The sequence below is a fragment of the Dietzia aurantiaca genome, from assembly GCF_021033825.1.
Lineage (GTDB): Bacteria > Actinomycetota > Actinomycetes > Mycobacteriales > Mycobacteriaceae > Dietzia > Dietzia aurantiaca.
Genome location: NZ_JAIFXZ010000003.1, coordinates 203,644 through 229,265, shown reverse-complemented (window position 1 = coordinate 229,265; position 25,622 = coordinate 203,644). Strand labels below are relative to the sequence as shown.

Sequence of the window (25,622 nt, the reverse complement as noted above, 5' to 3'; positions counted from 1 at the left end):
CCTGATCAGGCCTTCGGCGAATGCAGGGGTGCGTCGTCGTCGCTCAGTGATGTGACCCGGGGCCGGCGCTCGCGGACGGCGATGACCTCGGCGAGGATCGAGACCGCGACCTCGGCGGGAGTCACGGAGCCCAGCCCGAGGCCGATGGGGGAGTGCAGACGGGCCAGCGACTCGTCGTCGACCCCGGCATCGCGGAGCGCGGCCCGGCGGTCGCGGTCACTGCGCCTCGACCCCATCGCGCCGACGTAGGCCACGTCGAGTTGCAGCGCCAGACTGAGCGTCGGGACGTCGATCTTCGGGTCGTGGGTGAGCACGCAGATGATGCTGCGTGAGTCGACGTCACCGGACTCCGCTGCGTCGGCGAGATAGAGATGGGGCCAGGCGCGGACGACCTCGGCGCCGGGAAACGAGGCGGGATCGGCAAAAGCGGGCCGTGGGTCACACAGTGTGAGGCGGTGTCCCAGCGGGCGGGCGGCCTCGACGAGCGCCTGACCGAAGGCGTTCGCACCGCAGATTACCAGGTGCGCGGGTGGGCGGTGCGACTCGACGAACAACTCGACCGGCTCCGCTGACTCGCTGGAGGCCGCGACCCGCACGAGGCCGGTATGCCCGCGCCGCACCATCGCGGCGACCTGGTGGGTGGCGTTGGCGAGCGCGGTCCGCGGCACGAGGGGGGTCAGCGCCGCTGCGACGGCGGCGTCCTCGCAGGTGGCGATCGTGGCGACGCCGGGCAAGGGGGCCGGCTGCGTGCCGGGCACGCGGGCGACCATCGCCGCGGGCGGGGCGGGCGCCGAAGCGGCAGGTGATTCGGCCGGGGCAAGGGCCTGGCCCGGGGTCGGCGTTGGTGCCGCAGGAGCCGCCGCGGACCGCGCGTCGAGCGGCTGCACCAGGACGTCGATCGTGCCGCCGCACATGAGACCGACCGCGAACGCGTCCTCGTCGCTGTACCCGAACCGGTGGACGGCGGAGCGCCCCGTCTCGAGGGCCTCCTGGCAGGCGACGAGCACGGCGCCCTCAACACACCCGCCGGTGAGCGATCCCCGCATCCTGCCACCGGACTCCACCAGCATCGACGTGCCGACTGGTAGGGGCGCCGACCCGTCTGCCGCGATGATCGTCGCGATCGCCGTCGCAGCCGGACCCGCAGGCGCCGCGGACTCTGACGGCCGGCCCGGCTGCACCGCCGGCCCGTCATCAGCAGTGGTCAGGACGTCCAGCACAGTGCTCAGCGTACGTGCGTGCCGCCGGCGGGCAACCCGTCGTCTGCCGGGGCCACCCGGATGCCACGGGCGGGGGAGGGCCGAGGAGGCGGCGGAGGGAAACAGAGGCCTCGCGCTACTACGCGTCGAGATCCTGTTCGACGAGCCGGGCGATCTCGGCCACCGCGTCGGCGTTGTCGCCGCTCACGGTCACCTCCGCGTCCTTCTCGGCGCCGAGCGCCATGATGAGCATCGCGGAGTCCGCGTCGGCCTCGTCGTCGCCGAAGGTGATGACGATGTCGTCGTCGTACTTCTCGGCGGCCTCGGCGATGATCCCGGCGGGGCGGGCGTGCAGGCCCTCGGCGGATCCGACGATCACGGTCTGACTGGGCATGGTGTCTCCTCTGGGATGACTCGGGGTCAAGCGGGTTGGGTTTCGGTGGGGCCGGGTTCCGGCCGGGAGGGAAAGGTCAGGCGGCCACGGTGGCCGGGGCGACCGCCGGCGCCGGCGCGCGGCGGGCGGACTTGGCGATCACCACGGCCGCGCACGAGACCAGCATGCCCGCTCCGATCGCGACGAGGTAGCCCCACACCGGGTTGATCGCGAACAGCACGAAGATGCCGCCGTGCGGCGCGTACGACTCGACCGAGAACGCCATGATCAGCGCACCGGTCACGGCGCCACCGGCCATCATCGACGGGATCACCCGCAGCGGGTCGGCGGCCGCGAACGGGATCGCGCCTTCGGTGATGAAGCTGGCGCCCAGCAGGAAGGCGGCCCGGCCGTTCTCCCGCTCGGCCTCGCTGAACAGCCGCGCGCGCACGACCGTGGCTAGGGCCATCGCCAGCGGCGGGACCATGCCCGCGGCCATCACGGCGGCCATGATTTTGAGCGACGCGGCGTTGTCGATCGCCAGCCCGGCGGTGGCGAACGTGTACGCCGCCTTGTTGACGGGCCCGCCGAGGTCGAAGCACATCATCAGGCCCAGCACAACGCCCAGCACGATCATGGACGAGCCGGTCATGCCGTTGAGCCACGACTCCAGCCCCTCGGACACGGCGGCGAGCGGGCGGCCGAGCAACAGGAACATGAGCAGGCCGATCACCAGCGAGCCCAGCAGCGGGATCAGGACGACGGGCATGAGCCCGGCCAGCCAGCGCGGCACGTTCCACGAGGTCATCCAGCGCACGAGGTAGCCGGCGACGATACCGGTGATGAGTGCGCCGATGAAGCCGGCGTCGAGCGACACCGCGATCGCGCCGCCCACGAACCCGGGGGCGAGCCCGGGCCGGTCGGCCAGCCCGTAGGCGATGTAACCGGACAGGACGGCGATCATGAAGCCCATCGCGGCCTGCCCGATCGCGAACAGCACCGCACCGATGTAGAGGCTCAGCCCGGTGCGCGAGAGCACCTCGGCCCCGGCGGTGCCCGCGGTGACGATCTCGCCGTCGAGAGCCCAGATCTCCCCGGGCAGATCGGTCAGCGAGAAATCGGTGGCGAGCGACTGCCAGACATAGGCGACGTCGTAACCGCCGAAGAGGAAGCCGAGAGCCATGAGCAGGCCGCCGGCCGCGACGAACGGGATCATGTAGGACACGCCGGTCATCACGGCCCGCTGCAGGCCGCGCGCCCAGTGCTCGTTCGCGCCGGAACCGCCGGCCTCGGCGCCCGAGCCACCCGAGTCGCCGGTGACGGTACGCGCGTTCGGGTTGCGGGCCGCGGCGACGGCGTCGTCGAGCACCTCCTCGGGCGCGTCGATGGCCTTCTTCACGCCGTACTCGACCACGGGCTTGCCGGCGAACCGGCCGCGGTCACGCACGCCGACGTCGGTGGCGAACACCACGGCGTCGGCGGCCTCGATCACCGCCGGGTCGAGCGGGGTCGCACCGGCGGAGCCCTGGGTCTCGACCTGCAGGTCGATGCCGCGCGCCGTGGCGGCCTGGGCCAGCGAGTCGGCGGCCATGTAGGTGTGGGCGATGCCGGTGGGGCAGGCGGTCACCGCGACGAGCCGGGTGGTGGATCCGCCACCGCCCGAGCCGCCGGAAGTTGCCGTCGCAACACCTGTAGTGGCCGCCGCGCCTGCCGCACCCGCGGCGGCGCCGGACTGGTGGGAAGTGGTCGGTGTCGAAGATGACGACGACGAGGCCTCCTCCGCCGGAGTCAGCACCCCCTGGATCACGTCGACTGCCTCCTCCGGCGTCGCCGCCGCCCGCAGCGCGGCCACGAACTCCGAGCGCACGAGGTTCCGGGCGAGGGTGGCCAGCAGCTTGAGGTGCTCCTTCCCGCCGCCGGCCGGCGCGCCGATGAGGAACACCAGATCGGCGGGCCCGTCCTTCGCGCCGAAGTCCACGGCAGGGTCGAGCCGGGCGAACCCGAGGCTGGGCTGATCCACGGCCTCGGATTTGCAGTGTGGGATCGCGATCCCGCCCTTCATCCCGGTGGCGGCCTTGGCCTCGCGGGCCAGCAGGTCGGTGACCATCGTGTCGAGGTCGTGGGCGCGGCCGGCGTCGACGAGGGCCCCGGCAAGCGACCGGATGACCTCTTCCTTGCTGCCGCCGAGATCCGCGTCGAGCCGCACGGTGGCGGTCTCGATGATCGGGTTGTTCATGGCCGTACTCCGTGTCCTTGGTAGGGCGAGGGGGGTCTTGTCGGGTCGGGGTGGGTGGGCCGGATGCCGGGCGGGACGCGCCGTTCAGTCGAGTCGGCGCAGCGTCGCGCGGAGGGTTGCGGGGTCGAGGCCGAGTGGCAGCCCGGTGCCGGGCAGGGACGCGGCGACGCTGCCGTGGCAGACCGCCCACTCGAGACGTTCCGCTGGTCCGAGCCCGCGGGCCTCGGCCAGCAGGTAGCCGGCCAGCGAGGAGTCGCCGGCACCGACGGTCGAGCGAACGCGCACGGCGGGGGCCTGGGCGAACCAGGCCTCGTCGTCGTCGACGAGGACCGCGCCGGCACCGCCCAACGTCACGAGCGCCGCGCCCACGCCCTTGTCGCGCAGGGCGCGGGCGGCCTCCACGACCGCCGCGAGGTCGCCCGCCTCGGCGCGCTGCTCCAGGCCGACGCCGTCCACGCCGGCGAGCTGGCCGAGCTCCTCGCCGTTGGGTTTGACCAGGTCCGGGGCGGCGTCGGGGAAGCGCGCGGCGAGGGCCGCCAGCGGCGCGTCGGAGGTGTCGACGGCGACGCGGACGCCGGCCGAACGGAGTTCGATGACCAGGCCCGCGTAGAAGTCGTCCGACACGCCGCGCGGAAGTGACCCGCACAGCACCACCCACGAGGCCTCCCGCGCGAGATCGGCGACGGTGGTCAGGACGCGGTCGAGGGTCGCCGCGTCGAGCTCGGGTCCGGGCGCATTGATCTTGGTGGTGGTGCCCTCGGGGTCGACGGCGGTGAGGTTGACCCGCACCGCCCCGTCGGCCGGCACGACGGTCGTCGAGACCTCGGCGGCGGCGCACATCGCGACGAACGGGTCCTCGGCCGGGGCCGGAAAGACCGCGCGCGCCGCGGTGCCGCCGGCGGCCACCACCCGGGCCACGTTGACGCCCTTGCCGCCGGGGGAGTCGTCGATCTCTGCGATGCGGTTCACCCCACCGACCTGGAGCGGTGCCGGCAACGTGGCCGTGCGGTCGACGGACGGGTTCATGGTGAGCGTGACGATCATGGCAGCAGGACCTCGATTCCGCGGGTGTCGAGCGCGGCGGCCAGTGCGCCGGTGGGACGGGTGTCGGTGACCAGGATGTCGATGCGGTCGAGGTCGGCGAATGAGACCAGGAAGTCGCGGCCGAATTTGCTCGAGTCGGCGAGGAGGACGACGCGGCGGGCGGCCCGGCAGATCGCCGACTTCACCGCCGCCTCCTCGGTGTCCTGGGTGGTCAGGCCCCGTTCCGCGTCGAGGCCGTTGGTGCCGATGAAGGCCACGTCCACGCGGATCGCGTCGAGGGCCCGGAGGGTCTGGGAGCCGACGCAGGCACCGGTCAGGCCGCGGGCGGTGCCGCCGAGCAGGTGCAAGGTCTCGCGCCCGGCGCGGTGGATGGCGTCGGCCAACGGCACGGAGTTGGTGATGAGTGTGAGTTCGCGTCCCTCGGCGGGGCCGCCGGACATGGCCTCGACGAGACATGCGGCGGTGGATCCGGCGTCAAGCAGGACCGTCCCGCCCACGCCTGGAAGCAGTGGGAGGGCGGCCCGGCCGATCGCCGACTTGGCGTCCACGTTCTCGGCGCGGCGGGCGGCCAGCGTGCGCTCCATGCGGCCGCCGGGGACCGCGGGGACGGCGCCGCCGTGGGTCCGCTCGAGCAGGCCCTCGGACTCCAGTGCGGACAGGTCACGGCGAACGGTCTCGGCGCTCACATCGAGCTGGGTCGAGAGCTCGGCGACGGTGACCCGGCCGGTGGCGGCGAGGGACTCGGCGATGTGGCGTCGTCGCTCGCTGCCGTACATCGGGCTCCACCCTCCACTAGTGACCGTTTGTGTTGATGTTTGCCCGATTCAGTTGGAAAGTCAAGTTGTTTTAGTTACGCTCGTCACAATCCTAGTATTCGACGTGGGTAGCCGTGCCCGATCTCCTAAGGAGAGCCCTATGGCCCTTGACGCGCAGACCGGAGCGACGATCCGAGGAAACGGAAGGGTGCCGGGCCTCGCCTACGGGGTGGCGCGATGGGTGCAGCGCGCTGAGTTGGTCAGCTCGGGCACGCCCCGCGACGGCGCGGCTGCGGACGGAACCGCCCCCACCGCCACCGCCGCCGCGCCGGATGCCGAGCAGGTCGAGCGGGAGCGGCAGCGCTTCGTCGACGCCGCCGGCACGGTGAGCGCGCGGCTCGACGCGCGGGCGACGGCCGCCACCGGGGTCTCTGCCGAGGTGCTCGCCGCCAACGCCGTGCTGGCCCGGGACCGCGGCTGGGCCAAGGCCGTGGGCAAGGAGGTGACGAAGGGGCTCGGGGTGGAGGCGGCCACTCTCGCCGCCACCGAGACCTTCGTGGAGATGTTCACCAGGGTCGGCGGCCGTCAGGCCGAGCGGATCACCGATCTGCGGGACGTCTGTGCACGGGTGATCGCGGAGCTGCGCGGGTTGCCCGAGCCGGGGATTCCGGCTTTCGACCAACCGGGGGTCCTGTTCGCCGACGACCTCGCCCCCGCCGACACGGCGGGGCTCGACGCGGCGATGGTGCTCGGGATCGTGTGCGAGTTCGGCGGGCCCACCTCGCACACCGTGATCATCGCCCGTGACCTGGGGATCCCGTGCGTGGTCGGGGCGTCCGGCCTCACCGCGATCGAGGACGGGACCCCCGTGCTCGTCGACGGCGGTAGCGGCACCATCCAGGCGGAGCCCGATGCGCAGGCCGCCTCCGCGGCCGCCGCCGCGGACCGGGAACTGCGGGACAAGGCGGCCGCCTGGACCGGGCCCGCCGCCCTCGCCGACGGTCACCGGGTCGATCTGCTGGCCAACGTCAAGGACGGGGAGGGCGCGGAGGACGCGGCACGGGGGCCGGCCGGCGGGATCGGACTGTTCCGCACCGAGATGGCGTTCCTCTCGCAGCCCAGCGAACCGGGCGTGGAGGAACAGGCGGAGCTCTATGCCCGGGTCCTCGGGGCGTTCCCGGGCGCCAAGGTCGTGACCCGAACACTGGATGCCGGCTCCGACAAGCCGCTGGCCTTCACCGGGATGCCGGACGAGGAGAACCCGGCCCTGGGGGTGCGCGGGATCCGCGTGGACCTGCTCGACCGCGGGCTCGTCGACCGGCAGCTCGACGCCATCGCCGAGGCGGGCCGCCGGGTGGGCGCCGCCCAGGAGTCGCCATGGGTCATGGCCCCGATGATCGCCACCGTCGACGAGGCCCGCGACTTCGGCGAACGCTGCCGGGAGCGAGGCCTGACGCCCGGCATCATGGTCGAGGTGCCGGCGGTGGCGGTGGCCGTGGATCGCTTCCTGCCGCACGTCGACTTCCTGTCGATCGGCACCAACGACCTCACCCAGTACGTGATGGCCGCCGACCGCATGTCCTCCGGGCTCGCCGCGCTGAACGACCCGTGGCAGCCCGCCGTACTCCGGCTGATCCACCGGGTCGTCGAGACCGCCGCTGCCTCCGCCGCGGGAGGGACCGGCCGGATCGTGCCGGTCGGTGTCTGCGGCGAGGCCGCGGCCGACCCGCACCTGGCGATGGTGCTGCTGGGGCTCGGCGTCAGTTCGCTCTCGGTGGCGCCGGCGGCCCTGCCGTTCGTGGGCGCCGCGCTGGCCGAGGTCACCCTCGAGCAGTGTTGCGCGTTCGCTGCGCTCGCGCTGGACGCCGACACCGCCGACGCGGCCCGGGCCGCTGTGATCGCCGCAGCCCGGGATTGAGCAGACTCACTCGACGGCTTAGCTCTCGACGTGCCGCCCGCCAATCGGTTGCAAGACACCGCCCCGCGATTGCCGGACATAATGTGCGAAATTTCAGCTCGGATCGCACCTGACGTCGTGCAACCGGAGATCCATGTCTGGCAACTGCGGGCAGGGGGCGGTCGGCGGGGCGGTAACGGGCGGTCGGCGCGAGGCAGGGTGCGAGGCGCGGGCGCCGACTCAGACGTCGATCGTGTCCGAGGAGCCGGAGCGCGCGAGCGCCGCGAGCTGACGGGTCGTGGCCCCCGGCAGGTAGGCCCGGCCGATGGCCAGCCCGATGCGCGGCAGGTCCGCCTCGTCGCGGAAGCACAGGTAGACGGGGTCGATCCGCGGATTGAACTTGGCCTTGAAGTGATGCAGTGACCGGAAACCGTAGTAGGGCTCGAGCGCCTGACCGAGCAGGTCGAGTCCCCGGTCGAGGACGGCCATGTCGGCGTTGTCGTCGTCGTCCCCGCTGTGCGCCAGCGGCGCGCCCGACAGTGACAGGAAGTCCGCACCCTCCTCCTTGTACTCCAGCGCCGAACGCGCGATGAGGAACTCGACCATGTTGTTCGCGCCCGGCCCGTTGCGCTTGCGCATGAGGTCCAGGGTCCAGCCGCGCGCGCCCCCGGAGGGCCCGCCGCGGTAGACCGGCAGCCACGACAGCGCCGCCTGGACCATGCCCTCGGCGTCCACCGCGAGGGCGATGCGGACGTCGTCGTCGAGCGCCTCTTCGACCGTGCCGAGGGTGAAGCCCATCTCGGGTAGCTCCTTCTCGCCCACCCACTGCTCGGAGATCTCGCGCACCTGCATCAGGATCTCCGCCGGCTGGTCACGCAGCAGACCCGAGATGTAGGTGGTGCCGTTCTTCTGCGCCTTGTTCATGGCGGTGCGGATCTTCTGCCACTTCTTGCCGGCGAACTCCAGGTCCGGCAGGTCCATGAGGGTGTCCTCGGCGATCTGCAGTGCCCGCCAGCCCTTCCCGCGCATGGTCTCAGCGGTGTCGCCGGAGACGGAGAACAGGCAGGGGACCGCGGCCTGGGACTCGGCGAAGTCCACGAACTCGGTGAGCAGCCGCTCGCGGTCGGCGGGGTCGGCGACCGGGTCGGCCAGGCCGATGACCGTCCCGACGTGCATGCGGTAGCCGACCACGCCCGCGGAGTCGTCGCCGCCGGGGCCGAAGAAGTAGTTCATCGGCTGCCACGTGATCATCCACGACATGGTGCTGCCGCCGTATCGCCGGATGAGGGCGCGGACGCGGTTCACCACGTCGTCGGGGTGGACGGTGGATCCGGTGACGCGGCGGCGCAGGCGGACACCGAACGCGTTGCGGCCGGCGATGAGCAGGATCGCCTCGCCGGCCCACAGCAGACCGGTGCCGAGGGTGACGGCGCCGATGGACTCGAAGTCGGCGGCGACGACCAACCCGGTGATCACGAACGTGCTGAGGGTGGTGAGCACGGCGTACGCGAGCGCCACCGCCCAGGCGGCCCGGTAGCCGCGGCGCAGCAGTTCGGCGGTCACGGCGGCGACCAGGACCGACAGCAGCATGCTGGCCAGGCTCACGTCGTCGGCCTCGGTCGGACCGAGGGGGCCGTCGGAGGGGATGAAGTAGACCACCACGTGGACCGCGGCGATGAACCACATGCCCGCCGAGACCACGAGCCGGGTCTCGCGGCGGGTCCGGGGCCGCAGCCCGCGCTCGCCGCTCGAGAAGAACTTCTCGCCCACAGCCAAGAACACCGCGAAGGAGATGAGGTGGGTGAGGTCCGCCAGGCTCCCGACGAACAGGAACGAGACGATCACGTAGCCGTACAGGATGGCCCGGGCGCGCAGTCGCCACGGCGAGACGAGGGTGGCGGTGGCGGCGGCCAGGACCGCGACCACCGCGGTAGAACAACCCACGTCCAGCACCAGGGAGAGCTCGGTGGCCCAGGCCCATCCCACGGCGTGGCCGGGGACGATCACCGCGAACGCCCCCAGCACCCCGATGAGCTGCCCACCGATCGCGGCGATCAGGGCACGCACCGGCCCGAGCCGCCACTCACCCACACCGATACCGACCGCCACCAGCACGATCAGCGACGCGTGCTGCAGTGGCGTGAGTCCGAACCACGGCCCGGCGCCGAGCGTCCACCACCGGCCGCCCTCCAGGGCGGGCAGGCCGTAGGCGACGCCCTCGAACCAGCTGGCCCGGAAGGCGTGACGCCACAGGGCCTGGAACACGACGCCGGTGACGATGAGCGCCGCCACGAATGCGGCGGTGACGGGCAGACGCCGCGCGGCCGTCACGACCAGTCCGCCCGCCCGGGCCAGCGGGGACGGTGGGGTGGGCGCGGCGGGTTCGTCGGTGCTTTCGGCGACCTTGTCGGTGCTCACGGGTTCCTTCCGCCTTCAGGTGAGGGTGCTTCCGGCCGCCGGGGCCGGTCAGCCTCCCACCCTATGGGGCCGCGGGGCCCGTGGCGGTCACAACACCAGCACGCGCCCGCACACGACCAGGTGTACCTCGTGGCACTGCGCGGCCACGGTCTGGTTGAGCGCGCCGAGCAGGTCTCGGAAGACGCCGCCGGCGCGGTGGGCGGGCACCACGCCGGAACCGACCTCGTTGGTCACCAGCACCACGTCGTCGTGGCCGGCCAGTGCCTCGCACAGCTCCGTGACGCGGGCGTCCACGGCCGGGCGCGCCTCGTCGACGGGGGCGTCCCACAGCCCGAGCCGGTCGACACACCCGGTCAGCCAGGTGCCCAGGCAGTCGACCAGCACGGGGCCGGGGGTCGCGCGGAGCGCCGCGGCGACGTCCGCGGTCTCGACCGTGTGCCACTCGGCGGGTCGGTGGGCGCGGTGGTGCCGGACGCGGGCGGCCCAGTCGGGGTCGTCGAGCTCGTCGGCGGGGCGGCCGGGGGCGATGAACGTGACTGGGGCGGGGTTGTGGCCTGGGTCGCCCGGGCGCGGTGGGTCCGTGTGCGTCCGGTCCTCGAGCAGGCGCGCGGCGTGCCGGGACTTTCCGGACCGTGCACCGCCGGTGACGAGAACCCGCATCAGGCGACGACGACGAGGAGGGCCCCCGGCGAACGCGGTGCCGGCCTCCGGGTGAGCGGCATGATCGGTGACAGCGTCGTCATAGTCGTCGTCATCATCGCCCGCCGGGGAACAATCACCGGCGTCCCCGGGTGAAGTACAGGGCCGGCCCGATGAAGTTGATCGCGATCACCGCAGCCCACCGGCTCTTGCTGCCCCGCACCTGCGAGGGGTTCCGGGAGGCGAGGTCGGCCCACGCGCTGACGGCCAGCGAAACCTGGACGGCCGCGAGCGCCATCAGCCCGGCCCGCTGCCCGTCGGTCAGATCTTTCCACTTCTTCTCGGCCATGTCCGCCTCCCGGTCCCGTGTGGCTTCCGACTCTAGAGCCTCCCGATCGGCCTAGGGTGGCGACGAGGGATACATGGGTCCACACCACGGCAGGGAGGCCGTCATGGCAGGCAGGCTCGAGGGCAAGGTCGCGTTCATCACCGGGGTCGCGCGGGGGCAGGGCCGGGCACACGCCGTCCGGCTGGCGTCGGAGGGCGCGGACATCGTCGGTCTGGATCTGGCCGGTCCGCTGCCCGCCGCCGTGCCCTACGACCCGGCCACGCCGGAGGACCTCGAGGAGACGCGCCGGCTGGTCGAGGCGCAGGGCCGCCGGGCGTTGCTGTCCGTCGGGGATGTCCGGGACCTGGACGGGATGAAGAAGATCGTCGACGACGCGGTGGCCGAGCTCGGACGCCTCGACGTGGTCGTGGCCAACGCCGGGATCTGTACCCCGCAGGTGTGGGACGCCATCGCGCCGGAGGACTTCGCCGCGACCATCGACATCAACGTGACCGGCGTGTGGAACACGGTCATGGCCACCACCCACCACGTGATCGCGGCAGGCGGTGGCTCGATCATCCTGATCAGCTCGTACGCGGGCAAGAAGATCCAGCCGTTCATGGTCCACTACACCGCCTCCAAGCACGCGCTGGTCGGGATGACCCGCGCGTTCGCCGCCGAACTCGGCCCCCGCAACGTGCGCGTCAACAGCGTCCATCCCGGCGGCGTCGCGACCCCGATGGGTGGCGGCGACATGGTGGGCCAGCTCGAGAAGGTGGGGGAATCCAACCCGCCGCTCAATCTCATGGGCTCGACGTTCCTCGAACAGACCTACGCGGAGCCGGAGGAGATCTCGAACGTCGTGGCCTTCCTGGCCTCCGGCGAGTCGGCGTTCATCACCGCCGAGCACATCAGCGTCGACGGAGGCTCCCAGTACTTCTGACCGCTACACTTCTGAGCTCCACATCCCGGAGCCCGGTCGGCGGGCAGGAAGCAGGACGATGATCTGGCCACTGACCGGGTACAGCATCGGCTGGATCCCGGCCTGGGTCGCGATCGCCGCCCTGGTGGTGGAGGTCGTGATCCGGCTGGTCGCGATCGGCGTGATCCCCGGTGGGCGTCGCCCGAGCACCGCCATGGCGTGGCTGCTCGGCGTCTTCCTCGTGCCGGTGGTCGCCCTGCCGTTGTTCGCGGTGCTCGGTACCAACCGGCTGTCGAGGCGGCGGCAGGAACTGCAGCGGGAGATCAACGAGGAGCTGGCCGAACTGCTGGCCGGCACCGACGACGGCGACCTCGTGCTGGCACACAGCCGGCGGCTTCGCGCGACAGTGGACATGAACCGTAGGCTCGGGGCGTTCCCCGTCCACCTCGGCAACGACCTGACGCTCATCTCGGACTACGAGGAGACGTTCCGGTGGATGGTCGAGGCCATCGACTCCGCCGAGAGTTACGTCCACATGCTCTTCTACATGGTCTCCGACGACCCGGACTACGCCGGACCGGTGTGGGACGCCCTCGACCGGGCCACCGAGCGGGGCGTGGCGGTCCGGGTCCTCTACGACCACGTCGGCACGGCGCAGGTCAGGGGATACCGGGCACTGCGTCGGCGGCTGGACGGCTCGGACATCGAGTTCTCGCCGTCGCTGCCGCTGCGGGTGACCCGCTGGCGCCCGTCGCGGCCTGACCTGCGTAACCACCGCAAGATCCTCGTCGTGGACGGTCGGCAGGCACTGACCGGCAGCACCAACCTCATCGAGCCGCACTACCGACGGCGATCCGCGATCCGCATGGGCCGACGCTGGGTGGAACTCAACGTCGTGGGCACCGGGCCGATGGTCACCTCGCTGGACCTGGTGTTCGCCTCCGACTGGTACATGGAGACCAGCGACGACCTGCGCGACGTCGTGCGCGCCGAGATCGACCCGGCCCGGCACGAGCTCACGGGATCGCCGGTACAGGTACTGCCGTCCGGGCCGGGCTTTCCCGACGAGAACAACCTGCGGCTGTTCAACGACCTGATCTACCGGGCGGTCGACCGCGTGGCGATCTGCACGCCGTACTTCGTGCCGGACGATTCGCTGCTGTACTCGGTCACCAGCGCCGTCAAACGCGGCGTCGACGTCACGCTGATGATCTGTCAGAAGGCGGATCAGGTGATGATCCACCACGCCCAGCAGTCCTATCTCGAGGAGCTGCTCGAGGCGGGGGTGCGGATCCTGCGCTACCCGGCGCCGGACGTGCTGCACTCCAAGTTCGTGCTGGTCGACCGCGACCTCCTGGCCATCGGCTCCTCCAACATGGACATGCGTTCGTTCAGCCAGAACGGGGAGGTCACCCTGATGGTGCTCGACCCGGAGGTCGTGCGCGCAACCGACGAGGTCCTCGCGGACTACGCGTCCCGCTCCGACGAACTCGACCTGGCCCGGTGGCGCGCCCGCCCCTGGTACGAGAAGTACCTGGACAACGCCTTCCGGCTGCTCTCCGGTCTGCTCTGACGCGGGAAGCCCTCGCGGGCTCAGTCGGTGATCTGCACTCCGGTGAAGATCTCCTCCACCGCCTCCTCGAAGGCGGGGTCGACGGGCGCGGTCGACTGGGCGGTCATGGTGTAGGTGATCGACCGGTCCTCGTGCGGGACCACGATGACCTGCACCTCCGCGGGCCGCACCGGGATGGCCCCCATCGCCGGCAGGTCGTATCCGAGGGTCCAGGCGCTGTAGCCGCAGATCTCGCCGCGCTCGGGCGTGACCTCGGAGGTGCCTGCGACCTGCTCCAGCCCGGCGAGCTGACGGTCGAAGGCGGCCTGCTCGTCGGCGGGGGAGGTCTCGGCGGTCACCACGATGTTCGGCGCGAAGTCGTCCTTGGTGAGCGCGGGGTTGATCACGGCGAGACGGATGAGCTCGGAGTTCATCGAGGTGTTGGTCTCCCAGCCCTCCGGGAGCGGGACCTCCAGCGTCGGCTCGCCCTCCTGCGAATCAGCGGCGAGGAGCTCGCCCTCCGCGGCCGCGCAGGCGCTCGACGCCCGGGTCTCGGCGTTCTCGGAATCGTCCCCTCCGGAACATGCGGACAGGGCGAGAAGCGGGATCAGGGCGGCGGCGAGGCGGGTACGAGTCGGCATGCGCAGTGAGGCTAATCGACTGAAGTCCCAGGTTGGGGCGACATGTGCTCGGCGTGCGCCCGTCGCCGCGGATGTTCGCGGGCGCCGTGATCCGTATCGTCGGGGTATGAGTACCCCGCAGTCCGCCGCGCCTCACCTCGGCGCCCGCTACGCCACCGAGCTCGCAGAGCTGGTCGTGCCCTGGCGTGCTGCGGAGGCCGCCGCGCCGGAGGTGTTGCTCCTCAACGAGTCGCTCGCCGCCGAGCTCGGCCTGGACCCCGCGTATCTGCGTAGCGACGAGGGCACCCGCCTGCTGGTCGGCAACCAGGTACCCGCCGGCGCGACGCCGGCCGCCCAGGCCTACGCCGGGCACCAGTTCGGTGGCTACTCGCCGCGCCTCGGCGACGGGCGGGCTCTGCTGATGGGCGAGCTCCCCGACGGCCGCGACCTGCACCTCAAGGGATCGGGCCGCACCCCGTTCGCCCGCGGCGGGGACGGGCTGGCGGCGGTCGCCCCGATGCTGCGCGAGTACGTCATCAGCGAGGCCATGCATGCGCTCGGCGTGCCCACCACCCGCTCGCTGGCGGTGACCGCGACCGGCAACACCGTCTACCGCGAGCAGCCGCTCCCGGGCGCAGTGCTCGCCAGGGTCGCGGCCGGCCACGAGAGGGTGGGCACGTTCCAGTTCGCGCGCGCCCTCGCCGCGCACGAGGGCGAGAAGGCCGCCGCGCGCGACGGCGGGAACAGTGCCGCGCCCGGCGGTGCGGGCGAAGATCACGACGACGACAACGCCGACACCGTGTTGCGCCGACTGGCCGACCACGCGATCGCCCGGCACCACCCGGACGCCGCCGACTCGGACAACCCGTACCTGGAACTGTTCGCCTCCGTGCTGCGCCGGCAGGCCGACCTCGTGGCCCGCTGGATGCTGCTGGGATTCATCCACGGCGTCATGAACACGGACAACACCACGATCTCCGGCGAGACCATCGACTACGGACCGTGCGCGTTCATGGAGTCCTACGACCCGGCCACGGTCTTCAGCTCCATCGACACCGGCGGCCGCTACGCGTACGGCAACCAGCCGGGGATCGTGCAGTGGAACCTCGCCCGCTTCGCCGAGACCCTCATCCCACTCATCGATCCCGATCAGGACGAGGCGGTCCGCCAGCTCACCGAGGTGCTGGCGACCTTCCCCGACGAGTACCAGCGGGCGTGGACCGCGGGTATGCGCGCCAAGCTGGGGCTCGGCGAGAGCGCAGCCGGCGACGAGACGATCCGCATGCTCATCGATGACCTGCTGATGCTGCTGACCACCACGCGCGTCGATTTCACGAACTTCTTCCGGCACCTGACCGCCGCCGCCCGCGGGGACGAGGCCGGCCTGCGCGAGTTGTTCGCCGCGGCACCGGCGGGCGCCTGCACCGAGGCCGACCCCGGCGCCGGGGAGGGCCCGGTCGACGCCTGGCTCGCGCGCTGGCGGGCTCTCGATCCCTCGGCTCCGGAGATGGCGCTCGCCAATCCCGTCTACATCCCGCGCAACCACCTGGTGGAGGAAGCGCTGGACGCGGCCACGGCAGGGGATCTCGGGCTGGTGGAGCAGCTCCTCGTCGTCGTCGCCGATCCCTACACCGAGCACCCCGGCCTCGAGCGGTTCACCGAGCCGTCCCCGGCGGGCGCCGCCCCGCACGTCACCTACTGCGGCACCTGACGCGCGGGGTCAGGCGGTGGCGGACAGGTTCGTGGCGGGCAGGGACACGTAGCCGCGCGTGAAGGGCGAGAGCGCGCGGACGGCGTTGTGGTGGTCGACGCCCAGGCGCGGGTGGGCCGCATAGAGTTCCTCGACCGCGAGCCGGGCCTGCAACCGGGCGAAGTGGGAGCCGATGCAGAAATGCGGGCCGCGCGAGAACGCGAGATGACCGGTGTCCTCGCGGGTGATGTCGAGGCGGTCGGCGGTGGGTCCGTAGTGGCGCTCGTCGCGGTTGGCCGATCCGTACAGCATCATCACCTTCTCCTCGGCCGGGATCGTCGTGCCGTCGATCGTCACTTCACGAGTGGTGGTCCGCGCCAGGGCCTGCACGCTGGACTCGAAGCGCAGACATTCGGTGAGCGCGCCGGGGATGAGGCCAGGGTCCGCGGCGAGCATCGCGCGTTGGTCGGGGTGCCGGTCGAGCAGGGCGGCGGTGTGCGAGATGAGATTGCCGGTGGTGTCGTTGCCGCCGGCGACGATCACGAAGCAGAACCCCAGGACATCCCAGTCGGTGAGGGTATGGCCATCGATCTCGGCCCGGGTGAGCGCCGAGATGAGGTCGTCCCCGGGGGCCGCACGACGCTCCGTGATGAGCGCCCCGAAGTACTCGAACATCGCCGCGACCGCCGAGACGGCATCGCCCGCGAGTCCCGCTGGGCGGAAGCCCTCCTCCTGGAGTGAGGTGAGCGCGGTGACCCACGGGTCGAAGAGCGGACGGTCGGCCTCCGGAAGGTCAAACAGGTGCGCGAGCACGAACGTCGGCACCTGCGAGGAGAAGTCGCGGTGCAGGTCGACGGACTCGCCGGCATAGTAGCGCGCGCCGAGGTCGGTGAGGCGGCCCCGCACGAACTCGCGGATGACCGGCTCGGTGGCCGCCACCCGCTTCGGCGAGAAAGCCCTGGCCAGCAGGCGGCGCTTGGTCGAGTGCTCGGGCGGATCCATCATCACGATGGTCGGGGCCAGGCCGAGCGCGGCGATCTCGTCCGCGTAGAAGGTCAGACCGCTGGCGGAGGAGAAGAGGTCCGGTGCGGTGACCGCGGCGTCGATGTCCGCGTAGCGGGACAGAGCCCAGAAGTCGGGGCGGGCAGCGGAGCCGTCGCCGACGTGGTGGTGGACAGGGTCGGTCTCGCGGAGGACCCGGTAGGCCGGGTAGGGGTCGGCGAGGTGCGCGGGATCGAAAGGGTCGAACACGTCGGCCGTCGCGGTGGTCGGCGTGGGAGGGACGGGCGGGGTAGCGGCTGCGGAAGGCGTCTGGGCGGACATGGCGCCATTTAACACCTACTGTTAATGCGAGGGAAGGGGTCGGGTCGAATCCGTCTAGACTCGACCCATGCCGCGCACCTCCGCCGACACCCGCCGGGCCCTCTACCTGGCCGGACTGCGCCGATTCGCGGACGAGGGCTGGCAGTCGGCCCGGGTCCGGGACATCGTCGCCGACGCCGGGCAGGGCAACGACTCGGCGATCAACTATCACTTCGGCTCCCGCCGCGGGCTGCTCGCGCAGATCCTCGCCGACGGCGTGGCGCGGATGGAGGACGAGCGCCGGGCCGACCTGGCGCGCTGGCGCGCGGACCCGCCCGACCTGCCGGAGGCGGTACGCGCCGTGGTGGCGCCGCTGGCGGATCTGCTCCTCGACGAAGAGGGACGCTGCATACTCCGGGTGATCGCCCAGGTGGGGCCGCTGACCGAGGTCGGTCGGACCGTCACCGCCGGGCCGGTCGGCGGCACCGTGCTCCAGGATCAGCTCGAGGTACTGGTCAGCGAGACGGCGCGACGGTGCGGCACGGAGATGGCACGGCACCGGGTGCGGCAACTCGTCGTCGTCGTCACCTCCGACCTCGCCGTCCGCGCGGAGGCCGCCCCCGACTCGTTCCCACCGCACCGCGAGTACGTCGCGGACCTGGTCGACTGGATGGCCGCGGGACTCGGCCGGCCCCGGGTCGGCGCGGCGATCGGTCGTCCGGGAGCCGTCACGGGGGACGATCCCACCGCGATGTGACACCTGGCGGACCGGTGTCGGTCCCGCATCCCGGTGCCTACCGTGATCACACCGAGGGGTCGACCGCCCGGACTCAGCGCGGCGAGTGCCCGACACCACCGGAGGAGGCCTCATGCGCATCACTTCCGTCGCCGACGGCGTACATCTGCTCACCCACGCCCGGGTCAACTGCTACCTCGTGGAAGACGACGACGGGGTCACGCTCGTGGACGCCGGCCTTCCGCGGATGTGGCCGATGCTGCTGGACGCACTCGAGGAACTGGGACGGCGCCCCGGCGACGTGCGGGCACTAGTGCTGACCCACGGGCACTTCGACCACGTCGGGTTCGCCCGCCGCGTCCGCGACGAGTGGCGGGTCCCGGTGCTCGTCCACCCGCAGGACATCCGATTGGCCGCCCACCCGTACCAGTACACGCCACAGCGCAACCGCCTGCTCTATCCGCTGCTGCACCCGCGGTCGCTGCCGACGCTCGGTCGGATGGCGCTGGGCGGCGCCCTCACGGTCCGGGGCGTCGACCGGACGGAGGAGATGGCCGTGGGGTCGGCGTTGCCGTACCCGGGTGCGCCGGTCGCGGTACATTCGCCCGGCCACACCGACGGGCACTGCATCCTGCACCTCCCCGACCGAAACGTGGTGCTCAGCGGTGACGCGCTGGTGACCTTCGACCCCTACACCGGAGTGGCCGGCCCCCAGATCGTGGCCTCGGCCGCCACGTCCGACACCGCCCGCGCCATCGACTCACTGCGGGCCGTCGCCGCAACCGGTGCCTCGGTGGTCCTACCGGGGCACGGCAACCCGTGGACCGATGGCGTCGAGACCGCCGTCGATCAGGCCCTGGTCGCCGGGGCCCACTAAGCGGAGGCCGCCGCCTTCGCGCGGGGGCGAGCGCGACGCCATGCGGCACCATCGATGAGATCGGGTCGGCGACCGCGTAGCAGCGCGTCGAACTCGGACGCGGGCCGCGGCGACGGCAGCGTCCCCGAGTTGGCGTCGGCCAACAGGGCGTTGACGGTCTCCGCCGCACACGTCTTGTTGGAGCCGATGAACCCGCGCGGTCCGCGCTTGATCCAGCCCACCACGTACTGGCCCGGCAGCTCGTCGCCGCCGGGCTCGTCGAGCACGCGGCCCTGCGAGCTGGGGATCGTTGCGGAGGCCGGATCGAACGGCACTCCCGGCACCGGAACGCCACGGTAGCCGACCGAACCCAGGATGAGTCCGGCCGCGATGACCTCTTCGGAGCCAGGAACCGGGATGGCGCGGGCGGTGCCGGTGTCGTCGTCGACCTCGAGTTCGGTGCGCACCACCCGCAGGCCCTCCGCACGGTCGGTTCCCACGACCTCCACGGGGGAGGCCTGGAAGCGCAGCACGATCCGGCGGCGATCGCCGGGCGCGGCGGGCCGGCGCGCGGCGAGCTCGGCGAGATACTCCAGCTTGAGGCGCGTCTGTCGGTCGGTCGCGGCGTCCACGTCGATGCCGTCGGGGGCCTCGACGCGCAGGTCGATGTCCTCCCGCCTGGCCAGACCCACCAGCTCGGGCAGGGTGAACGCGGCGTGCTGCGGGCCGCGCCGGCCCAGCACCACCACCTCCTGCACTCGGCTGTGGCGCAACGCGTCCAGGGCGTGCGGAGCGATCGAGGTGTCGGCCAGCCGCTCCGGGTCGGTGGCAAGGATGCGCGCGACGTCCAGCGCCACGTTGCCGTTGCCGACGATCACCGCGCGCTCGTGGTCCAGCGGCACGTGCGCGTCCACGTGGTCGGGGTGATCGTTGTACCAGGCCACCACCTCTGTCGCGGACGTGCTGCCGGGGAGGTCGGTGCCCGGGATGGACAGTGGCCGGTCGGTCCCCGCACCGGTCGCGTAGATAACGGCGTGGTGGTGCGCGGCGAGTTCGGCGGCGGTGACGTCCTCGCCGATTCGCACGCCCAGCCGGTAGTCGAAGCCGGGCTCGTCCTCGATCGCGGTGAATAGGTCCGCGACCGCGCGGGTGCTGGTGTGGTCGGGCGCCACGCCGTGGCGGGCGAGACCGTGCGGCACCGGCAGCCGGTCGAAGACCGTGACCTGCACGTCGTCCTGTCGCAGCAGGGCGTCCGCGGCGTACAGCGCGGCCGGGCCGGCGCCCACCACCGCTACCCGCAGCGTTGTGCGGGTCGGACCCAGGCGCACCAACGCCGGCACGCGGGCCTGGGGCCGGGACGGACGGTTGTCCCCGGTGAGCTCCGCGTTTATGCGCAGGAAGTCCTGCTGCTCCGGGGCCAGCTCGGTGTGCGGCACGATCGCCCCGACCGGGCACGCCCCCACGCAGGCGCCGCAGTCCACGCACGACACCGGGTCGATGTAGAGCATCTCGGCGGTGCCGAAATCCGGCTCGTCCGGCGTGGGATGGATGCAGTTGACCGGGCAGGCGTGGACGCACGAGGCGTCCGCGCAGCAGGCCTGCGTGATGACGTGGGGCATGGCAGCCTAGCTCGCGGCGGCGGCCGGGGCCGGCTCGTGGAACGCGACCGGCGGCTCGCCGCGGAAACGCGAGGGGCGGCCGTCGATCTTCAGCGCCTTCCACACCCGGCGGGCGGTCGGGTTCATGAGCCCGGAATCCTCGGCGAGCATGCGCACGTCACCGAACAGGTCCGACAGGAACCGGCGCGACTCGGGGCCGTCCCAGTACAACTCGTCGACAACCTCCTGCGGGATGTCGAAGGCGTCGCGGAACTCCTTGGTGGGCTTGAGGATCGCGTCGCACAGCAGCCGCATGATCACCGGGAACGCCAGCGAGACCAAGAACTTCTCGCGGCGGGACATGCGCGGCGCGTTGCGGGCGACGAAGGTGTGGGCGAAGGAGATGTGGCGGGCCTCCTCGGCGACGTGGATCTCCATGATCCGCGACAGCACCGGCGGGAGGTTGTCCGAGTTGCGCAGGACCTGCTTCTGCGTGTGGTCGATCGGCTCCTCGCCGGCGAGGACGCCGATGAAGAAGGCCACCGGGAACGGCCCGGCCGCCATCGGGATGATGGGCGAGATCCGGCGCAGCCACTTGGGCATCCCCGGGACGTCAGCGCCGATGGCGTTCACACCCTGCTGGAACATCTGGGTGTGGTGGCACTCCTCGGTCGCCTCGTGCGTGAGGTAACGGAACTCGGCCGAGCCGTTCTCCGACTTGAAGACGTACTGCATGATCCCGCGGATCAGGATGTTCTCGAACTGCAGGCCGACCTTCATGATGTTGGCCTGGCGCCACAGGCCGATCGCGATCTGCTTCTCCTCGGGCTGCGACAGGTACCAGGGGTGCCCGCCCAGCGGGTCGATCCCCGCGGGCAGGATCCAGCGCTTGTCCGTGGGATCCGCCTTGAAGTCCGGGTGATCCCAGGAGATGTCCTTGAACGGGTCGAAGCTGCGGTGGACCGAGGCGTCCGACAGGCGCCGGAGCGTGTTCTCGTACTCCTCGGTGGTCGCCGACGGGGCGGGTGCGACAGCAGTCATGATCATCCTTCCGGTCACCGGCCGTTGCCGGGAGCGTGGGAGCCAGATGCGGATCGATACAGAGTGACATCCGCGATCTATTTGTAACTGACGCTAGACACGGAGGGGTGTTTCGTCAACCGCCCACGAAGAATTACTCAGGAATGCGCTGGTCCGACCTCGCCGGCGAACGCCGACGGGCCGAGCAGCGGACCGAGGTGGTTGCGGGCGAACGCCCGGGAGACCTCGGGGTCGTCCAGGTCGATGACCATGGACGGACTGAGGACGAACGAGATCACGAGCCGCACGGTCACCTCGGCAACGACCAGCAGTTCCTCGTAGCTGCGCGAGTCGGGGGCGTTGCGGGAGACCTCGCCGGCCAGGAAGTGCGCGGCCGCGGTGATCAGCGGTGCCCCCTGGACCGTGAAGTGCGGGACGGTCGCCTCCGCCTCGGTCTCCAGGAGCCGGTTGAGCAGGTCATGATCCCGCAGCGTCTCGACGGTGAAGGCGAACCCCTCGGTGAGCTTGTCCTCCACCGTGTCGTGGGCGTCGATCTCCTGCTGCAGGTCGGACAGGAACCACGCCGACTCCCGCAGCAGCGTCGCCTCGACGAGCTCCTGCTTGTTGGCGAACCGCCGGTACAGGGTCATCCGCGCCAACCCGGCCCGCCGCGTGATGTCGTTCATCGTGGACCGGGCGATCCCGACGCTCTGGAACTGCGCTGTCGCGGCGTCGAGGATCTGCTCGCGGATCGGGTCGTCCGGCTCGGCCCCGTCCTCCAGTCCCCGCCCGGAGCGGAGCATGGCCAGGGGGTCGGACGCCGGGATCGAGCTCATGGTTTCCAGTCTCCCACCTCGGCGGCAGGCGTGCCGCCGAGTCGCACCTGGCGAGCGGTCTTCCCCCACCAGCGACGGGAATACTGACTGAACGTGGTCGCATCGCCCAGATCGAGGGCGGAGGCGATCTGGTACAGCGGGATCTCCGTGGTGGTGAGCAGTCGCAGCGCCGTTTCGCGACGGACGTCGTCGCGGATCGCGGCGAAGGTCGTGCCCTCCTTGGCGAGCTCGCGCTGCAACGTGCGCGGTGACACCGCCAGCAGGCCGGCCACGTCCGCGAGCGAGGAGGTGCCGGTCTCCAGCGACTGGTGCAGCACCGCGCGGGCGTGGTCGACGAACCCGCGTCGGTCCGCGGGGACGTGCTGGTCGAGGTATCGGAGCGCCAACTGCTGCAGGGTCTGGTCGCCGCCGGGGATGGGCTGCCCGAGCAGCGCGGACGGCACGCGCAGCACCGCGCCCGGGGTCGACGCCGCCACCGGGGCGCCGAACAGCTCCCGGTACTGCTGCTCCGCAGCGCCGAGTTCGTTCGGCAACTCCACCGACAGGAGTCCGTAGTCAGGCCCCAGCACGCTCTGCATCGCGCGGTGCAGGAACAGGAGCACCAGGTCGACGGACTGCGGGGGGATCTCCTGGTCCACGTCGCGGTATCCGAAACGCACGCCCAGCACGTCGTCGTCGCCCCTGGGATCGGGGATCACGGTGATCTCGATCGACCGCGAGTGGAAGAACAGGTACTTGGAGGTCATCTCGAGCGCCTGGGTGGTGCTGCGCGCGTTCTTCACGGCCACGGCGACCGGGCCCAGCATGTCCAGGTCCTGGAGTTGGGCCACCCGCAGGCCGAGGTCCGGGCAGTCGAGCTCGGCGGCGGCCGTCTCCAGCAGCAGGGCGATCGCCAGGTCCTCGACCAGGATCTCGTCGCTGTCCAGGGCGGCGGTCGGCAGGCCGCAGCGCCGGGCCAGATCGTCGGGGTCCCCGCCCAGGTCGGTGACCACCTGTCGGACACCGCGCAGGCCTGCCGATCGGATGAAAGCCATGGGGTAACCCTGCGTCGGGTGGCGCGAATTCTCAACTTGTTGGCGCATTACGGAAGGTTTCTGACGCCAGGCGCGGCTACGGTACTCGGCATGAGTACTTCCACCGACAGTCGCCAGCGGCCCGGCGCGACGCCAGAAAACCCGCTGGACCTGCTGATCGTGGGCGCGGGGATCTCCGGGATCGATCTCGCGCACCACGTCAATCGCACCTTCCCGCAGTGGGAATGGGAGATCCACGACGCCCATGACGATCTCGGCGGAACGTGGCACACCTTCCGCTACCCGGGCATCCGTTCGGACTCGGACATGGCCACCTTCGGCTTCCCGTTCCGGCCGTGGCCCCACGACTCCACGCTCGGCGGCGGCGCCGACATCAAGGAGTACATCCGCGACACCGCCCGCGAGGCCGGCGCGCTGGACCGGCTACATCTGCGGTCGTGGGTCGCCGACTCCGATTGGAACAGTGCTCTACAGCTGTACCGCGTTACGTGTCACGTGGGCGGCGACGCCTCCACCGACCGCACTACCGCCGATGACGCCGCGACCACCACCGAGCGCATCGTGTGGGCCCGCCGGGTCCACTACGGCGCCGGCTACTACTCGCACGCCGAGGGCTACCGCCCCGAGTTCCCGGGCGAGGCCGACTTCCGCGGCGAGATCATCCACCCACAGCAGTGGCCCGAGAACATGGACTACGAGGGCCGCAAGATCGTCGTGATCGGCTCCGGCGCCACGGCGGTCACACTGCTGCCGTCGCTGGAGCAGCTGGGCGCAGAGGTGACGATGCTGCAGCGCACCCCAAGCTACATCGGCCCGCTGCCGGAGAAGGACACCATCAGCGCGGTGTGGAAGCGCCTGTTGCCGGGCCCGCTGGCCTACAAGGTCGCGCGCTTCAACCACGGTGCGCGCGACATGGGGCAGTTCGTGGTGGCGCAGCGGGCCCCGTGGCTGTTCAAGCGGGTCTTGCGCGCGATGCAGCGCCGGTTCATCTCCGCCGAGATGATCGACCAGCACTTCACGCCCGACTACCGCCCGTGGGATCAGCGCGTGTGCAAGGCCCCCGACGGCGACATCTTCCGCTCGCTGCAGCGGGGTGCGCGCGTGGTGACCGGGCACATCGAGACGTTCACCCCCGACGGCATCCGGCTAGTAGGCGGCGAAGAGATCCCGGCCGACGTGATCGTCACCGCCACCGGCCTGCGGCTCCAGGCGTTCGGCGGCGGCACCCTGAGCATCGACGGCCGGGAGCTCGACGGCCCGTCCCAGGTCACCTACCGGGGCATGATGCTCGCCGGCGTGCCCAACTTCAGCTTCACCGTCGGCTATATCAACTCGTCGTGGACCCTGCGCGCCGACATGGTCTCGCGCTACATGGTCAAACTGTGGAAGCGGGGCGACACCGTATACGCGCCGACCGCGCCCGAGGAGCCCGCCGACCGGCTGTTGCTCGACTTCGACGCCGGCTACATCCGGCGCGACGGCCATCTCTTCCCCAAACAGGGCGAGACCCGGCCGTGGCGCTATGTGCAGAACTACCTGGTGGAGATCCCGGAGCTCGCGTTCGGCGACCAGCGCCGCGGGATGGCCTTCGGTCCGGACGTGGAGCTGTCCGGCAGGTGGCCAGGCGTCGGGAGTGCCGACGCGAGCCCTGAGGTCGCGGGCCACGAGGGCGCGGGCATCGAGTACGACGACGAGAACGACGACGACAAGGTGGGCCTGACCCGATGAGCGGATTCCTTTCCCGACGTGGCCGCGCGGGGGCGTCGGCGGCCGAGGCCGGCTCGCGTCGTGTCCTCATCACCGGTGCGGCATCCGGGCTCGGGCTGGCGCTGACGCGCGAGTTCCTGGCGCTCGGTGACGAGGTGATCCTCACGGATGTCCACGCCGAGGCGCCGGCCGAGGTGCGGGCGCTGACCGGGCGCTGGACGTACCGTCGACTGGACGTGACCTCGGACGCGGACTGGGAGGCGGCGGCCGCGGATATCGACCGACTGGACGTACTGGTCAACAACGCCGGAATCGCGGTGGGCGGGCCGATCGGGATCACGTCGATGGCCGCGTGGCAGCGGATCGTCGAGATCAACCTGCTGGGGGTCGTGCGCGGCTGCCGCACCTTCGCCGGCCGGATCCCGGACGGCGGCCGGATCGTCATCACCGCCTCGGCGGCCGGCCTGGTGCACGCACCGCAGATGAGCGCCTACAACGCCACCAAGGCCGCGGCGGTCGCGTTGGGGGAGACCCTCGACGCGGAACTGCGGCACCGGGGCGTGTCGACGTCGGTGATCTGCCCGCAGTTCTTCCAGTCCGGGCTCGCGGATTCGCTGTCCGGGGAAGATGCGCAGTCGGACGAGATGGCGCGCAAGCTACTCTCCAAGACGCACCTCACCTCGGAGATCATCGCCCGCCGGGCGATCCGGGGCATAGAGGCGCGTCGCGTCGTGATCACCCCGGACGCGTTCGCGACCTTCGCCTGGTATTCCAAGCGGTTCACGCGAGTCCCGTTCCTGGCGGGCACCCGCCTGATCGGTCGCTTCACGGCCCGCCGCGGCTGAGGCGCGCCCGGGGCC

General features: G+C 71.5%; 22 protein-coding genes. 8 read left to right on the top strand and 14 right to left on the bottom strand.

Annotated features, from left to right (window positions below; all coding sequences use genetic code 11):
- Nucleotides 1-5: 5 nt before the first annotated feature.
- The 5 genes from K3888_RS05865 to K3888_RS05845 form a co-directional block, all read right to left on the bottom strand.
- Nucleotides 6-1,220, bottom strand: coding sequence for an XdhC family protein (locus tag K3888_RS05865; RefSeq protein WP_230929315.1), 1,215 nt, complete (start codon nt 1,218-1,220; stop codon nt 6-8).
- A 118-nt stretch (nt 1,221-1,338) separates the two neighbouring features.
- The gene (locus K3888_RS05860) at nt 1,339-1,593 is read right to left on the bottom strand and encodes an HPr family phosphocarrier protein (protein ID WP_230929314.1); all 255 of its coding nucleotides are present in this window, start codon (nt 1,591-1,593) and stop codon (nt 1,339-1,341) included.
- Between the two features lie 76 nt (nt 1,594-1,669).
- Nucleotides 1,670-3,808, bottom strand: coding sequence for a PTS fructose transporter subunit IIABC (locus K3888_RS05855; RefSeq protein WP_230929313.1), 2,139 nt, complete (start codon nt 3,806-3,808; stop codon nt 1,670-1,672).
- 84 nt (nt 3,809-3,892) lie between these two features.
- Nucleotides 3,893-4,852, bottom strand: coding sequence for a 1-phosphofructokinase family hexose kinase (locus tag K3888_RS05850; protein ID WP_230929312.1), 960 nt, complete (start codon nt 4,850-4,852; stop codon nt 3,893-3,895).
- Nucleotides 4,849-5,628, bottom strand: a complete 780-nt coding sequence (locus tag K3888_RS05845; RefSeq protein WP_230929311.1) for a DeoR/GlpR family DNA-binding transcription regulator — start codon at nt 5,626-5,628, stop codon at nt 4,849-4,851. Before K3888_RS05845 ends, K3888_RS05850 begins: the two co-directional genes overlap by 4 nt.
- A 139-nt stretch (nt 5,629-5,767) precedes the next feature.
- On the opposite strand from K3888_RS05845, the gene K3888_RS05840 reads away from it, so the two are divergent.
- A complete protein-coding gene (locus tag K3888_RS05840; protein WP_230929310.1) occupies nt 5,768-7,525 on the top strand; it encodes a putative PEP-binding protein in 1,758 nt (585 codons plus the stop codon).
- 219 nt (nt 7,526-7,744) lie between these two features.
- Here the strand turns inward: K3888_RS05840 and K3888_RS05835 are convergent, their stop codons facing one another.
- From K3888_RS05835 to K3888_RS05825, 3 genes are all read right to left on the bottom strand, one after another.
- The gene (locus K3888_RS05835) at nt 7,745-9,922 is read right to left on the bottom strand and encodes a bifunctional lysylphosphatidylglycerol flippase/synthetase MprF (RefSeq protein WP_230929309.1); all 2,178 of its coding nucleotides are present in this window, start codon (nt 9,920-9,922) and stop codon (nt 7,745-7,747) included.
- Between the two features lie 87 nt (nt 9,923-10,009).
- Entirely contained in the window at nt 10,010-10,582 is a 573-nt protein-coding gene (locus K3888_RS05830; protein WP_230929308.1) for a bifunctional adenosylcobinamide kinase/adenosylcobinamide-phosphate guanylyltransferase, read from the bottom strand.
- Between the two features lie 115 nt (nt 10,583-10,697).
- Nucleotides 10,698-10,910: a PLDc N-terminal domain-containing protein gene (locus K3888_RS05825; protein ID WP_230929307.1), complete on the bottom strand. Its 213-nt coding sequence runs from the start codon at nt 10,908-10,910 to the stop codon at nt 10,698-10,700.
- A gap of 103 nt (nt 10,911-11,013) precedes the next feature.
- On the opposite strand from K3888_RS05825, the gene K3888_RS05820 reads away from it, so the two are divergent.
- A complete protein-coding gene (locus tag K3888_RS05820; RefSeq protein WP_230929306.1) occupies nt 11,014-11,832 on the top strand; it encodes a mycofactocin-coupled SDR family oxidoreductase in 819 nt (272 codons plus the stop codon).
- A gap of 58 nt (nt 11,833-11,890) precedes the next feature.
- Nucleotides 11,891-13,384, top strand: coding sequence for a cardiolipin synthase (cls, locus tag K3888_RS05815; RefSeq protein ID WP_230929305.1), 1,494 nt, complete (start codon nt 11,891-11,893; stop codon nt 13,382-13,384).
- Nucleotides 13,385-13,404: 20 nt separating this feature from the next.
- Here cls and K3888_RS05810 read toward each other — a convergent pair whose 3' ends face one another.
- A complete protein-coding gene (locus K3888_RS05810; protein ID WP_230929304.1) occupies nt 13,405-14,004 on the bottom strand; it encodes a hypothetical protein in 600 nt (199 codons plus the stop codon).
- A gap of 106 nt (nt 14,005-14,110) precedes the next feature.
- Here K3888_RS05810 and K3888_RS05805 point away from each other — a divergent pair, with 106 nt between their 5' ends.
- Nucleotides 14,111-15,694: a protein adenylyltransferase SelO gene (locus K3888_RS05805; protein WP_230929303.1), complete on the top strand. Its 1,584-nt coding sequence runs from the start codon at nt 14,111-14,113 to the stop codon at nt 15,692-15,694.
- Between the two features lie 9 nt (nt 15,695-15,703).
- Here K3888_RS05805 and K3888_RS05800 read toward each other — a convergent pair whose 3' ends face one another.
- On the bottom strand, nt 15,704-16,996 hold the full coding sequence (locus K3888_RS05800; protein ID WP_230929302.1) for a cytochrome P450: 1,293 nt from the start codon (nt 16,994-16,996) through the stop codon (nt 15,704-15,706).
- Nucleotides 16,997-17,063: 67 nt separating this feature from the next.
- Between K3888_RS05800 and K3888_RS05795 the strand changes: the two genes are divergently transcribed.
- Together K3888_RS05795 and K3888_RS05790 are read left to right on the top strand one after the other, a co-directional pair.
- A complete protein-coding gene (locus K3888_RS05795; protein ID WP_230929301.1) occupies nt 17,064-17,732 on the top strand; it encodes a TetR/AcrR family transcriptional regulator in 669 nt (222 codons plus the stop codon).
- A gap of 112 nt (nt 17,733-17,844) precedes the next feature.
- Nucleotides 17,845-18,588 (top strand): MBL fold metallo-hydrolase, encoded by a 744-nt coding sequence (locus K3888_RS05790; RefSeq protein ID WP_230929300.1) that lies wholly within the window; start codon nt 17,845-17,847, stop codon nt 18,586-18,588.
- On the opposite strand, the gene K3888_RS05785 is transcribed toward K3888_RS05790, so the two are convergent.
- The 4 genes from K3888_RS05785 to K3888_RS05770 form a co-directional block, all read right to left on the bottom strand.
- Nucleotides 18,585-20,186, bottom strand: a complete 1,602-nt coding sequence (locus K3888_RS05785; protein ID WP_230929299.1) for an FAD-dependent oxidoreductase — start codon at nt 20,184-20,186, stop codon at nt 18,585-18,587. The genes K3888_RS05790 and K3888_RS05785 overlap by 4 nt on opposite strands.
- A 6-nt stretch (nt 20,187-20,192) precedes the next feature.
- Nucleotides 20,193-21,206, bottom strand: coding sequence for an AurF N-oxygenase family protein (locus K3888_RS05780; RefSeq protein ID WP_230929298.1), 1,014 nt, complete (start codon nt 21,204-21,206; stop codon nt 20,193-20,195).
- 137 nt (nt 21,207-21,343) lie between these two features.
- On the bottom strand, nt 21,344-22,021 hold the full coding sequence (locus tag K3888_RS05775) for a TetR/AcrR family transcriptional regulator (RefSeq protein WP_230929297.1): 678 nt from the start codon (nt 22,019-22,021) through the stop codon (nt 21,344-21,346).
- Complete coding sequence (locus K3888_RS05770; RefSeq protein ID WP_230929296.1) at nt 22,018-23,055, bottom strand: AraC family transcriptional regulator; 1,038 nt, start codon at nt 23,053-23,055, stop codon at nt 22,018-22,020. Before K3888_RS05770 ends, K3888_RS05775 begins: the two co-directional genes overlap by 4 nt.
- Before the next feature lie 90 nt (nt 23,056-23,145).
- Here K3888_RS05770 and K3888_RS05765 point away from each other — a divergent pair, with 90 nt between their 5' ends.
- Both K3888_RS05765 and K3888_RS05760 read left to right on the top strand, forming a co-directional pair.
- Nucleotides 23,146-24,783, top strand: a complete 1,638-nt coding sequence (locus tag K3888_RS05765) for a flavin-containing monooxygenase (RefSeq protein ID WP_230929295.1) — start codon at nt 23,146-23,148, stop codon at nt 24,781-24,783.
- Nucleotides 24,780-25,607, top strand: a complete 828-nt coding sequence (locus K3888_RS05760; protein ID WP_230929294.1) for an SDR family NAD(P)-dependent oxidoreductase — start codon at nt 24,780-24,782, stop codon at nt 25,605-25,607. Before K3888_RS05765 ends, K3888_RS05760 begins: the two co-directional genes overlap by 4 nt.
- Nucleotides 25,608-25,622 lie beyond the last annotated feature (15 nt).

Coding starts and splice junctions, on each gene's coding strand:
- K3888_RS05765 (WP_230929295.1), top strand. CDS start 23,146: ATGAGTACTTCCACCGACAGTCGCCAGCGGCCCGGCGCGACGCCAGAA.
- cls (WP_230929305.1), top strand. CDS start 11,891: ATGATCTGGCCACTGACCGGGTACAGCATCGGCTGGATCCCGGCCTGG.
- K3888_RS05805 (WP_230929303.1), top strand. CDS start 14,111: ATGAGTACCCCGCAGTCCGCCGCGCCTCACCTCGGCGCCCGCTACGCC.
- K3888_RS05810 (WP_230929304.1), bottom strand. CDS start 14,004: ATGCCGACTCGTACCCGCCTCGCCGCCGCCCTGATCCCGCTTCTCGCC.
- K3888_RS05850 (WP_230929312.1), bottom strand. CDS start 4,852: ATGATCGTCACGCTCACCATGAACCCGTCCGTCGACCGCACGGCCACG.
- K3888_RS05820 (WP_230929306.1), top strand. CDS start 11,014: ATGGCAGGCAGGCTCGAGGGCAAGGTCGCGTTCATCACCGGGGTCGCG.
- K3888_RS05830 (WP_230929308.1), bottom strand. CDS start 10,582: ATGCGGGTTCTCGTCACCGGCGGTGCACGGTCCGGAAAGTCCCGGCAC.
- K3888_RS05800 (WP_230929302.1), bottom strand. CDS start 16,996: ATGTCCGCCCAGACGCCTTCCGCAGCCGCTACCCCGCCCGTCCCTCCC.
- K3888_RS05760 (WP_230929294.1), top strand. CDS start 24,780: ATGAGCGGATTCCTTTCCCGACGTGGCCGCGCGGGGGCGTCGGCGGCC.
- K3888_RS05860 (WP_230929314.1), bottom strand. CDS start 1,593: ATGCCCAGTCAGACCGTGATCGTCGGATCCGCCGAGGGCCTGCACGCC.
- K3888_RS05855 (WP_230929313.1), bottom strand. CDS start 3,808: ATGAACAACCCGATCATCGAGACCGCCACCGTGCGGCTCGACGCGGAT.
- K3888_RS05780 (WP_230929298.1), bottom strand. CDS start 21,206: ATGACTGCTGTCGCACCCGCCCCGTCGGCGACCACCGAGGAGTACGAG.
- K3888_RS05845 (WP_230929311.1), bottom strand. CDS start 5,628: ATGTACGGCAGCGAGCGACGACGCCACATCGCCGAGTCCCTCGCCGCC.
- K3888_RS05770 (WP_230929296.1), bottom strand. CDS start 23,055: ATGGCTTTCATCCGATCGGCAGGCCTGCGCGGTGTCCGACAGGTGGTC.
- K3888_RS05785 (WP_230929299.1), bottom strand. CDS start 20,186: ATGCCCCACGTCATCACGCAGGCCTGCTGCGCGGACGCCTCGTGCGTC.
- K3888_RS05825 (WP_230929307.1), bottom strand. CDS start 10,910: ATGGCCGAGAAGAAGTGGAAAGATCTGACCGACGGGCAGCGGGCCGGG.
- K3888_RS05795 (WP_230929301.1), top strand. CDS start 17,064: ATGCCGCGCACCTCCGCCGACACCCGCCGGGCCCTCTACCTGGCCGGA.
- K3888_RS05790 (WP_230929300.1), top strand. CDS start 17,845: ATGCGCATCACTTCCGTCGCCGACGGCGTACATCTGCTCACCCACGCC.
- K3888_RS05775 (WP_230929297.1), bottom strand. CDS start 22,021: ATGAGCTCGATCCCGGCGTCCGACCCCCTGGCCATGCTCCGCTCCGGG.
- K3888_RS05840 (WP_230929310.1), top strand. CDS start 5,768: ATGGCCCTTGACGCGCAGACCGGAGCGACGATCCGAGGAAACGGAAGG.